This window comes from Bacteroides sp. (assembly GCF_028690125.1).
Taxonomy (GTDB): Bacteria; Bacteroidota; Bacteroidia; order Bacteroidales; family Bacteroidaceae; genus Bacteroides.
This window is the reverse complement of record NZ_JAQVBV010000012.1, coordinates 30,160-41,663: the sequence shown is the minus strand read 5'-3', so window position 1 is coordinate 41,663 and position 11,504 is coordinate 30,160. Positions and strand designations below refer to the sequence as shown.

The window sequence follows — 11,504 nt, the reverse complement described above, 5'->3', positions numbered from 1 at the left end:
TGTTGAGATTATTAGGAAGATAAGAAAAAATCCGCGCTCATCCGCGTCAAGAAAACACATATTAGTTACATGATTAACGTCTGACAGTCTCACAATCTATATCATTCTATGCTTTTATGTCTTAGATGATATTGTATTTATGTTTTCAATTTTCATGACGGAATGGTTGTATACTACTTACTTTTTGTTTTTAATGATTTCCCTTGCTCCCGGTCCTTCGTGATTAGGATAACCGGGAGCGTGATTTCTGCATCGGGAATCTGCATCTACTTTTAAACTGCGGTAATCGTCATTGGTACGTTTGATATAATCATCCAGTAAGACGCGGTGTTCAGCAAGAATCTTGGCATATTTAGGGTTCTTAACCAGATTTTTGCGTTCACCCGGATCTTTTTTCATGTCATAAAGTTCTTCTCCATTACCTTCCAGATAATGGGTATATTTATATCTGGGACCACGTATCATACGTCCGGGAGTAGTGATAAGCTCGTATTCACTATGCCATTCGGACACGACATAAGGATGAGTTTTTTTCTGTTTTTCTCCCTTTAGGGTTGGAGCAAGGCTGATACCCATCTTTTCTGCCGGGACTGGGATTCCTGCTAGGTCGCAAAGTGTAGGCAGAAGGTCCAGAGTGGGCTGAGTTAGAATATGATCTACCGGTTTTTTCTGATGTTGAATACCGGGTCCGGCAAAGATAAACGGAACATTCGTCATTTCGTCATAAAAACTGATATGCTTGGTCACCATTCGATGAGAAGCCATGCCATCGCCATGATCAGCCAAAATAACTACAATTGTGTTTTTACCTGCCGGTGTAGAATAAAGAGCTTTCAATACACTTTTTACTTGTTTTGACACCATCTTGGTATAGTGCTGGAAAGCTGCGATATAATGGCGATAATTATCATTGTTCCAATGAGAAGCTTGAGTCATGCGTCGATGGCTGCAACAAATATATTGTACCGGAGTCGGCACGTTATTCCAGTCCTCAATATCAAAGTTATCGGGTAGGTCGGGTAGAGGTTGGCTGATTGGACGGTCGGTATGTATCCCTTGGTTTTCACCTATAAACCCGCAAATGTTGTGAGGATTTTGAAAGTCGGCGATACAAATGAACGGTTCTTTGGGAGGATTGCTCAGATAGGCAACTGCATCTTCGCAAGTACCTACATCTAGAAAACTATCATTATTGACCGGAAACTCAGGATCTGTAAATGGCTTTGCTACCGGTGCTTTATGCTTGAATCCTCTTAATGAACCCATATCGTGAGTTTTTCCAAAATGAATGGCTTCATAACCATTTTCAGAAAAAAGACTTCCTAAAGTTGGTACATTTTCCGGTATGCGCGTGTTGATAGGCTCCTCTGAGTTGGAACGTACATTTGTTTGATGAGGCATCATGCCACTCCATAGAGCTGCACGTGATGGCTGACTGAGGGGACAGCCTACATAAGCATTAGAGAAAATGACTCCTTTGGAAGCTATTTCATCAATGGGGAGGGTACAGCCTTGTGTATGTCCGTAAGCACCAACAACACGTTGTGTCAGGTGATCGCATTGGATAATCAGAAAATTGGGCTTTTCTTGTGCTTGGGCCGCCATACCGTAAAAAGCCAATCCCATGAATGGATAAATTGTTTTCATTCCGGTTAGAATTAAGTAATAAATCATTTTGAGGCAAAAGTAAGTAAAAGAGGAAGGCGAAAAAGTGCTTGGAAATAGTTTTGGACGTGAGTGAAAGGAATTTCTACAAAAATGAAACAAACAAAGGAAACTGAATGAAGAACAATAAATGATACCGGTTAAAAATGAAAGATGTATGCAGATAAGAGTACTGCAAGAGAAAAAAAAGAATGTCTCAAAATATAAATAAACTTATCATTTTGTCATTCAGAGCATAATGATAGCTTTTTTATTTTGAGACATTCACTTAAATTGTATCGTTGATTAGCTGTTCATGCTCATCAGGAATTCTTCGTTGTCTCTTGTCTTCTCCAAACGGTCTTTAACAAAATTCATAGCTTCGATCGGATTCATGTCGGCAAGATATTTGCGTAAGATCCACATACGGTCAAGAGTCGTCTTGTCGAGCAATAAGTCATCACGACGGGTACTTGATGCAGTGATATTGACAGCGGGGAAGATACGTTTGTTGGACAAGTTGCGGTCGAGTTGCAATTCCATGTTACCCGTACCTTTGAATTCTTCGAAGATAACTTCATCCATTTTAGAACCGGTGTCTATCAGAGCAGTAGCGATGATAGTCAATGAACCTCCGTTTTCGATGTTACGTGCAGCACCGAAGAATCGTTTGGGTTTATGAAGTGCATTAGCATCCACACCACCGGAAAGTACTTTACCGGATGCAGGGGATACTGTATTGTATGCACGGGCCAGACGGGTGATAGAATCGAGGAAGATAACAACATCGTGTCCGCATTCTACTAATCGTTTTGCTTTTTCCAATACGATACCTGCAATTTTCACGTGACGTTCAGCCGGTTCGTCGAAAGTAGAAGCAATTACTTCGGCATTAACACTACGTGCCATGTCGGTAACTTCTTCCGGACGTTCGTCGATCAGCAACATAATCATATATACTTCCGGGTGATTGGCTGCGATAGCATTGGCAATGTCTTTCATCAGGATAGTCTTACCAGTTTTTGGCTGTGCCACGATCAAAGCACGTTGTCCTTTACCAATCGGAGCAAAAAGGTCTACTACGCGAGCAGACATCGAGTCAGAGTAACCGCCTTTGCAGAGTCTGAACTTTTCATCCGGGAAAAGAGGTGTCAGGTGTTCGAAAGGTACACGGTCGCGGACAAAAGCAGCGTCACGTCCGTTAATCTTCGATACTTTAACCAACGGGAAATATTTTTCTCCTTCTTTCGGCGGGCGGATTACACCTTCTACTACATCACCGGTTTTTAGCCCAAAGAGCTTGATTTGTGATTGTGATACGTAAATATCATCCGGCGAAGAAAGATAGTTGTAATCAGAAGAACGGAGGAATCCATAGCCGTCCTGCATAATTTCCAGTACACCTACACCATTCAGGATATCGTCGAATTCATATGGCTTTTCGCGCTCGATGACTTTGCGTTCCTGTGGTATCGGCAGATTTTCGTTTCCATTATTCTGTTGTACGGGACGCTGCGTCTGCGTACGTGGGGTGTTGCGCTGGTAATTACTATTATTGGGGTTATTAATGTTGGCATTGTTAATGCTGTTATTAGCATTATTGTTACCATTATTATTGTCGCGCGGGCGTACGACACGTTGGCGTTGGATATTTTGTTGAGGTTGCTGTGGCTGAGGCTGAGGCTGTGGAGTTTGTTCCGGTTCTTGAGCTTGTTCGGCTTTTGTAGCTTCGAATTTACCGAAGAGTTCGGTAGGTAGCTCTATCTTTTCAGATGGGAGATCTTCAATTGGAATAAAGTCTTCATCGTCGGCTTCAGACAAAATATTACTTTCTTCGTCAATTACAGGTTCTGCTTTTCTAGGTTTTAAGATAGGTTTTTGTTCCGCAATCGGCTTGTTTATTTTTACTTTATTTTCAGCTTCAACCGGAGTCGTTTTGGGAGTAGTAATGATTGTAGGTTCTACAAGAGCTTTTTGTTCGGGAGCTTTTTCTATTACTTTTTCTACCGGTTTTACAGCTTGTATTTCTTTTTTCACCGTTACTTTAGCCTCTTTGCGAGGACGTCCTACTTTACGTTTGGCAGTAGTTTCCTCCGACTTAGTTTCTACAGAAGAGTTTTCTTTTTCTTTGTTTGCAGTTTCTTTGCTGATAATTTCCTTGTTTGCAACTTCCTTGTTCACAATCTCTTTGCTGACAATCTCCTTATTTGCAACTTCCTTGTTTACAATCTCTTTGCTGACAACTTCCTTGTTTACCATTTCCTTATTTGTGATTTCACCTTTAAGTTGTGGTTTAGCAAGGGGAGTAGTTTCTTTGTTTTTGGTAACTTCTCCGTTTTTCGTTGCGGACATTACCTTATCTTCTTTTTTAATTGGATTTACACGTGAACGCTTATTCTTATCTTCTTTGCGTTCTTCTTTGAGCTTGTCTGCGGCAACTTTTTTAGTAGCTCCTGCTATTGCTTGTTCATCAAGTATTTTATAAACAAGTTCTTCTTTTTTAAATGAGTCTGCTTTTTTTATGCCCAGTTCTTGAGCAATAATTTGAAGTTCCGACAGATTTTTGTCGTTCAATTGGATAATGTTATACATATAGTATGGTAAGTTATTAATATTTCTTTTTTTGCCGGAATATGGACAGCATTACTGCGGCTCAATAACTGCAGATATGCTAGCATATGTTTTGTTCTTTATTATGAATTAGGGATATTAGTGTTGAATCGTAGAAAGTTTCAACGCGACAAAGATAATAATTTTTTTTGTTTTCATAAACAATCAACTGTTTTTTTCATGTAAAAGACTATCTTTGCTGTATAAAAGAAAATAGTATGACAGTAAATGAAGCTCATTTAATTTATTTCTCGCCTACCCATACTTCTAAACAAGTGGGAGAGGCAATTGTTTGCGGGACTGGCATAAAAAATGTAATTCCGGTAGATTTGACATTGCAAATGGCTGAGAAAACTGTAATTCCCGCATCCTCATTAGCTATTATTGTGGTTCCGGTGTATGGAGGGCATGTGGCTCCCTTGGCCATGGAACGTTTGGAAAATATATGTGGGCTCGATACTCCTACGGTATTGGTGGTTGTTTATGGAAATCGCGCTTATGAAAAAGCGTTGATAGAGTTGGATACTTTTGCCATCCCTCATGGTTTTAAAATAATCGCGGGAGCTACTTTTATTGGAGAACACTCGTATAGTACCGATAAAAATCCAATTGCTCAAGGACGTCCCGACGATATGGATTTAAATTTAGCCAACGAGTTTGGAAGTAAGATCATGGAAAAGATACAAGCGGCTATCAGTCCCGACAAGCTTTATCAGGTAGATATCCGTGCTATTCGTCGTCCCGCTCAACCTTTTTTCGCGTTGTTGCGTTTCTTGTGGAAAGTAATCAAACTGCGTAAAAGTGATACTCCGCTCCCGCGCACGCCTTGGGTAGAGGAGGAAAGTCTGTGTACCCACTGTGGTTTGTGTGTGACACGTTGTCCCGCCGGAGCCATTATTAAAGGGGACGAGCTACATACGGATGCCGATAAATGTATTAAATGCTGTGCTTGCGTAAAATGCTGTAACAAGAATGCGAGAGTATATGATACTCCTTTTGCGGCGTTGTTGGCGGATTGTTTCAAGAAACAAAAATTGCCTCAAACCATTCTGTAGATAACTACTCTTTTTGTGTTTTCATCAACACGAAAGCGATTATCTGTTCGCTCGCCTATCAGCCAAGCAATGCGTTCGTCGCAACAAAGCACCCATTGATGTTCTTTTTGGCTAATAGAGAATTTACGGTCGGTCAGGTAATCGCTTACTTTTTTCTTTCCTGTCATGCCGAAGGGGATAAAAGTATCACCCGGTTGCCATTTGCGCAGACTGATTGTTCCATTTAATTTATCAGCATCAAAGCAAGCTACCTCTTTCTCACGTGGAATTCGGAAGTAGGTGGTGTATTCGGCTTCTTCTCTGATTAACCGGAAAGAAGGTTCATTTTCATTTTCTGACTGTGTCTTTTCCAATAACAAGAAATCACGGTCTTTGATAATTTTCCATTCTTTGCTGCTAAATTGTTTTCCGGGCTGTCCGTGAAGTGAATGACAAACGTCTTTGATTTGTGCCGGATTGAATCCCAGTGGGTGCAATATTTCAAATAAAACTGTTTCGTGAGCCGGCTCATTCAATAGAGCACTGATTAGAATACCTTTCGGAGTTATAACTCTATCTTTTGTTTCAGCTATACTTCTATTATATATAGTAGCCACTTCATTTAAGTGATTGCTTGTTGTGATCAGGCTACTTTTGATGGCCGGATTAATTTCCTGCATCCATGGAAGTAAGTGAAGCCGGATTTTATTACGAGTATATTCGTCTTCCAGATTAGTGCTGTCTGTAACATATTCTTGCCCGATACTTTCTAGATAGCAGATAATTTCTTCTCGACTGACACATAGAAGTGGACGTACTATGTGTCCGTTTATGGGGCGTATCCCCAATAGGCCGGTGATTCCTGTACCCCGAATGAGATTTAGTAGCATGGTTTCTACGCTGTCGTCCTGGTGGTGGGCAACAGCGATCCAATCTGCACCGCATTCCATTCTTTTCCTCTCAAACCATTTGTAGCGAAGCTCTCTGGCAGCCATTTCTATTGAAATACGTTTCTCTTCAGCATATCGGGTGGTGTCAAAATCAATGTTATGCAACGGAACGTTATATTGTTGGCAAAGCTGGCGTACAAACATTTCGTCCCTGTCAGATTCTTTACCTCGTAGATGAAAATTGCAATGTGCAGCTTCACAATCGTAGCCGAGTGAATGAAGAATACGTAATAAAGCCACTGAATCGGCTCCACCACTCAGTGCTACAAGTATTTTACTATTTTGCGAAAATAGCTGCTCTTTTTCGATGTATCGTATGACTTGTTGTTTAATCATATCTGCAAAGGTATGATTTTTATTGAAAAAGCAAAAAATAAATAATTGAGGGTAAGTACTCATATTTCATTATCTTACTACTATCTGTTTCATGCAGCGCGCAGCAAAGCATTTTCCCTTTGTATGTACAGAAGGAAGAGATTCTGTTCGATGCAATGAATGCATCAACAATGTAAGAACTGTAATTTAACTAATTTTGCCTGCTCGTGGATTAAGCAATTCCATGTTGTAATGAATAAAACAAGAAGAAAATTATGAAAAAAGATGGATTTAGCCGATGTGCAGAACGCTACATTGGCCGTTTAAGGGGAGAAGGTCGCCATGCTACGGCTCATGTGTATGAGAATGCATTGAAGTCTTTTAGCCGTTTTTGTGGTGTGTCCAGCGTATCTTTCAATCAAATTAACCGGGATCGTCTGCGTCATTATGAGCGTTATCTTTACGAGTGTGGTCTTAAACCCAACACCGTTTCAACGTATATGCGTATGCTTCGCAGTATTTACAATCGAGGGATAGAGTCCGGTAATGCTAGTTATGTCCCTTTATTATTTCATGAGGTTTATACGGGTGTGGCTGTTCGTCAAAAGAAAGCCTTGCCCGTTGGGGAACTTCATCGTTTATTGTATGGAGACCCCGGTACAGAACGTCTACGGCGTACTCAGTCTGTTGCGGGTTTAATGTTCCAGTTCTGCGGAATGTCCTTTGCTGATTTTGCTCATTTAGAAAAAACGGCTTTGGAACAAAATATTCTCCATTATAACCGTATCAAAACTAAAACTCCGATGTGCGTAGAGGTACTTGATACTGCCCGAGATACAATAAAGAGTCTTCGTAATCGTCTTCCTCCTCAACCCGGTTGTCCTGATTATCTTTTTGATATTCTCTGCGGTGACAAGCCACGTAAAGATGTACGTTCCTATCGTGAATATCAATCAGCACTCCGTAACTTTAATAATAGCCTGAAATCTCTCGCCCGGGCGTTGAAACTGCATTCCCATGTCACTTCCTATGCACTTCGCCATTCTTGGGCTACTACAGCCAAGTATCGTGGAGTCGCAGTAGAAATGATAAGTGAATCTCTAGGGCATACCTCTATCAAAACCACTCAAACTTACCTTAAAGGTTTTGAACTTCAAGAACGCACAGAAGTTAATAGAAAGAATTTATTTTACGTGAAAAATTATTTTGTGACTAAGTGAATTGAGGTAATTTGTTGAATTATAGTGATGATGTGTGTGTGTTACTTCTTAGGTAACGGATGTGAATTCAGCGCAAAGATAGACAAAATAATATATCGGTAGCAAAAAAATCTCTTTTTTTTCTTGATATATAGTAAACAAATATTCGAACATGAAATAATTTTATATTCATGTTCAGAAGTTATGTGCCTTGTTTTCAAAAGAATACTCTCAATCACTAAAGATAAATACTCTTTTCTAGTTATCTCGTCATTTTTTTTCTCTTTTCTAGTTTAGTCTGTTTCTGCTTGTATTCTTTCCGTTACCTAAGAAGTAACAGATGAATATGGGGTAAAAAATATGATTTCATTAGAAAAAAAATCAGTAAGTGCTGGGCCTATTTATGGGACAGGGGAAGGCGTAGCACACCCTAAACGCTGGTATGTTGCGTTGGTTCGTATGCACCACGAAAAGAAGGTTGCCGAACGTTTAGGCAAAATGGGGATTGACAGTTTTATTCCTGTTCAGCAGGAGATTCATCAATGGAGTGACCGTCGCAAAAAAGTGGAAGCGGTTCTTCTTCCTATGATGGTTTTTGTCCATGTTACACCTAAAGAACGCATGGACGTTTTGACTCTTTCTACGGTCAGCCGCTATATGGTGATGCGCGGTGAAAGCACTCCGACAGTTATTCCGGATGACCAGATGGCCCGTTTCCGTTTCATGCTTGACTATTCCGAAGAAGCTGTTCAAATGAACAGTACTCCTTTGTCTCGTGGTGAGGAAGTGCGTGTGATTAAAGGTCCATTAGCAGGACTTATCGGTGAGTTTGTCACCATGGATGGTAAAAGTAAAATTGCTATTCGCCTGAATATGTTAGGTTGCGCTTGTGTCGATATGCCTGTTGGTTATGTAGAACCACACAGAACTTGTGTCAGTGTATAAGATGGATACGATTATATTACAGGAAAAAATAGAAAACTTGCTAAGTGCGACTCATAAGTTGCTTCCTGTTGGGAGTGATATGGAGAATATCTATGCCGATGACCTTTCCTTTTTAAATAAAAGCATTCACGATCAGATGAATGAACTATATTCTCAGCAAGGAAGAACCATAGAGCAGGAAGCTACTTTATGTTTGGCTCTTTTGATGGGATATAGTGTGTCGATGTATGCTAATCCTGAAGACGAGCTAAAAAAGCAGACCGTACTACTCCGTACTTGGAAAATTCTTTCATTTCTTCCACCTTCTTCTTTAAAAGAACAGCTTCTTTCAGCTTATAACGGTTTACAACACTTATTCGAAATTAATTGATATTTATTTGATTAGTAAATGAAAATACAAAAACTATTTAGTATACTACTATTAGCTTTGATGTTGGGAAATACATCTTCACTGCTTGCTCAAACCATGAGCGACCAGCAAGTACTCGAATATGTAAAAGAAGGCATCAAGCAAGGAAAAGAACAAAAACAGATAGCCTCCGAGCTGGCACGTCAGGGAGTCACTAAAGAACAAGCGATACGGGTCAAAGAACTTTACGAGAAGCAAAATAACGTAAACACCTCCAAATCCACCGGAACCGACATCAACGAATCCCGCCTTCGGGAGGAAATGAAGGAAAATACTTCCGATATGCTCGAAGATCAGCCTACTGCCCGGGATTTAGCCCGTGAAGACCAAGTATTTGGCCGTAACATCTTCAACACCCGAAACCTCACATTCGAGCCCAGCGTCAATCTCGCCACCCCTTCCAATTATCGTTTAGGTCCCGGCGACGAAGTCATTATAGATATCTGGGGAGCCAGCCAAAACACGATTCGTCAGCGTATATCTCCGGAAGGTACCATTAATATCCAAAAAATCGGTCCCGTTAATCTGAGCGGATTAACCGTTACTGAAGCAAATGACTATCTCAAAAAATCCCTGAATAAAATCTATAATGGTCTGAGCAATGCTACCGATCCGAGTTCTGATATCAATTTGACATTAGGTAATATCCGTACCATTCAGATCAATATCATGGGTGAAGTCGTTCAGCCCGGCACCTATGCACTCTCTTCCTTCTCCACCGTCTTTCATGCACTGTATCGTGCCGGCGGAGTTAGTGATATCGGAAGTTTGCGTAATGTCCAACTGGTAAGAAATGGCAAGAAGATTGCTACCATCGACGTCTACGACTTCATCATGAAAGGCAACGCCCAAGACGACATCCGCCTACAGGAAGGTGATGTCGTTATCGTCCCCGCTTACGAAGTCCTAGTCAAGATCAGTGGTAAAGTAAAACGCCCCATGCGTTTTGAAATGAAGAAAGATGAAACACTTTCCACCTTAATTAAATATGCCGGTGGTTTTGAAGCCGACTCCTACACCCGTTCCTTGCGCGTTGTTCGTCAGAACGGACAGGAATACGAAGTCAATACCGTGCAAGATATGGATTACAGTGTTTACCCGATGCGTAACGGCGACGTAGTGACCGCCGAAGCCATCCTCAACCGCTTCACCAATAAACTTGAAATTCGCGGAGCCGTCTACCGTCCCGGTATCTACCAACTAAGCGGCAAACTCAATACCATCCGTGAACTAGTGAATGAAGCCCAAGGTTTGACCGGTGACGCCTTCCTGAACCGTTCCGTATTATATCGTCAGCGCGAAGACCTTACCACCGAAGTACTATCAATCGACATTAAGTCTATCATGGATGGTACCATTCCCAATATCGCCTTGATGAAGAACGACATCCTCTATATCCCCAGCATTCACGACTTGGAAGACAGAGGCAACATAACAGTTCATGGTGAAGTAGCCAAACCCGATTCCTATCCCTATGCCGACAACATGACCTTAGAGGATCTGATTATTCAAGCCGGTGGTTTGCGTGAAGCCGCCTCTACCGTTCGTGTAGATGTGACCAGACGAATTAAGAATTCCCGTAGTACAGTCGATAATGACACAATAGGTCAAATGTTTTCTTTTTCTTTGAAAGACGGTTTTGTCATAGACGGTCAGCCCGGCTTTGTGCTTCAGCCTTATGATGAAGTCTATGTTCGTAGAAGTCCCGGTTATCAGGCTCAGCAAAATGTCGGTATTCAAGGAGAAATCCTTTTTGATGGTACTTACGCCTTGACCAGTCGCGAAGAACGCCTCTCCGATTTAATCAACAAAGCCGGAGGAGCTACCAACTACGCTTACCTGCGTGGAGCAAAACTGACTCGTGTAGCCAATGCCAGTGAAAAGAAACGTATGGGCGATGTCATCCGTTTGATGCGTCGTCAGTTGGGGGAAGCGATGATCGATTCTTTAGGTATTGAAGTGGAAAATACGTTTACTGTGGGTATTGATTTGGAGAAAGCACTAAAGAACCCAAAGAGTAATGCCGATCTTGTTTTGCGTGAAGGCGATGTCATTTCTATTCCAAAGAATACGAATACCGTAACCATTGATGGTGCTGTGATGATGCCCAATACCGTATCTTACCTCGAAGGTAAGGATATTAATTACTATTTGAATCAGTCCGGTGGATATTCAGACAATGCGAAAAAGAGCAAGAAGTTCATCATTTATATGAATGGTCAGGTAACCAAGGTAAAGGGTAATGGTAAGAAGCAGATTGAGCCTGGTTGTGAGATTATAGTTCCTAGTAAGTCTAAAAAGAAAGTGAATGTGGCCGAGATTTTAGGTTATGCTACTTCATTCAGTTCCTTAGGGATGATGATCGCTTCTGTTGCTAACCTGATAAAGAAATAATAAA

8 protein-coding genes are annotated in these 11,504 nt (G+C 41.1%); 5 read left to right on the top strand and 3 right to left on the bottom strand.

The window, feature by feature from the left end; all coding sequences use genetic code 11:
- Positions 1 to 177: 177 nt before the first annotated feature.
- The gene (locus PHO71_RS09975; protein ID WP_300202515.1) at positions 178 to 1,647 is read right to left on the bottom strand and encodes a sulfatase-like hydrolase/transferase; all 1,470 of its coding nucleotides are present in this window, start codon (positions 1,645 to 1,647) and stop codon (positions 178 to 180) included.
- Between the two features lie 303 nt (positions 1,648 to 1,950).
- Complete coding sequence (gene rho, locus PHO71_RS09970; RefSeq protein ID WP_300202512.1) at positions 1,951 to 4,236, bottom strand: transcription termination factor Rho; 2,286 nt, start codon at positions 4,234 to 4,236, stop codon at positions 1,951 to 1,953.
- 236 nt (positions 4,237 to 4,472) lie between these two features.
- Between rho and PHO71_RS09965 the strand changes: the two genes are divergently transcribed.
- Positions 4,473 to 5,309 carry a 4Fe-4S dicluster domain-containing protein gene (locus PHO71_RS09965; RefSeq protein WP_300202509.1) on the top strand — a complete coding sequence of 279 codons (837 nt, stop codon included), beginning with the start codon at positions 4,473 to 4,475 and terminating at the stop codon, positions 5,307 to 5,309.
- Here PHO71_RS09965 and tilS read toward each other — a convergent pair.
- The gene (tilS, locus tag PHO71_RS09960) at positions 5,294 to 6,574 is read right to left on the bottom strand and encodes a tRNA lysidine(34) synthetase TilS (RefSeq protein ID WP_300202506.1); all 1,281 of its coding nucleotides are present in this window, start codon (positions 6,572 to 6,574) and stop codon (positions 5,294 to 5,296) included. The genes PHO71_RS09965 and tilS overlap by 16 nt on opposite strands.
- Positions 6,575 to 6,825: 251 nt before the next feature.
- On the opposite strand from tilS, the gene PHO71_RS09955 reads away from it, so the two are divergent.
- The 4 genes from PHO71_RS09955 (at position 6,826) to PHO71_RS09940 (ending at position 11,500) form a co-directional block, all read left to right on the top strand.
- Positions 6,826 to 7,773 carry a tyrosine-type DNA invertase cluster 3b gene (locus tag PHO71_RS09955; protein WP_300202718.1) on the top strand — a complete coding sequence of 316 codons (948 nt, stop codon included), beginning with the start codon at positions 6,826 to 6,828 and terminating at the stop codon, positions 7,771 to 7,773.
- A 339-nt stretch (positions 7,774 to 8,112) separates the two neighbouring features.
- Positions 8,113 to 8,697, top strand: a complete 585-nt coding sequence (locus PHO71_RS09950) for a UpxY family transcription antiterminator (protein ID WP_300202504.1) — start codon at positions 8,113 to 8,115, stop codon at positions 8,695 to 8,697.
- Between the two features lies 1 nt (position 8,698).
- Entirely contained in the window at positions 8,699 to 9,067 is a 369-nt protein-coding gene (locus PHO71_RS09945) for a UpxZ family transcription anti-terminator antagonist (protein WP_300202502.1), read from the top strand.
- Between the two features lie 18 nt (positions 9,068 to 9,085).
- Positions 9,086 to 11,500, top strand: coding sequence for an SLBB domain-containing protein (locus PHO71_RS09940; protein ID WP_300202499.1), 2,415 nt, complete (start codon positions 9,086 to 9,088; stop codon positions 11,498 to 11,500).
- Positions 11,501 to 11,504: the final 4 nt, after the last annotated feature.

Coding starts and splice junctions, on each gene's coding strand:
- PHO71_RS09975 (WP_300202515.1), bottom strand. CDS start 1,647: ATGAAAACAATTTATCCATTCATGGGATTGGCTTTTTACGGTATGGCG.
- rho (WP_300202512.1), bottom strand. CDS start 4,236: ATGTATAACATTATCCAATTGAACGACAAAAATCTGTCGGAACTTCAA.
- PHO71_RS09965 (WP_300202509.1), top strand. CDS start 4,473: ATGACAGTAAATGAAGCTCATTTAATTTATTTCTCGCCTACCCATACT.
- tilS (WP_300202506.1), bottom strand. CDS start 6,574: ATGATTAAACAACAAGTCATACGATACATCGAAAAAGAGCAGCTATTT.
- PHO71_RS09950 (WP_300202504.1), top strand. CDS start 8,113: ATGATTTCATTAGAAAAAAAATCAGTAAGTGCTGGGCCTATTTATGGG.
- PHO71_RS09945 (WP_300202502.1), top strand. CDS start 8,699: ATGGATACGATTATATTACAGGAAAAAATAGAAAACTTGCTAAGTGCG.
- PHO71_RS09940 (WP_300202499.1), top strand. CDS start 9,086: ATGAAAATACAAAAACTATTTAGTATACTACTATTAGCTTTGATGTTG.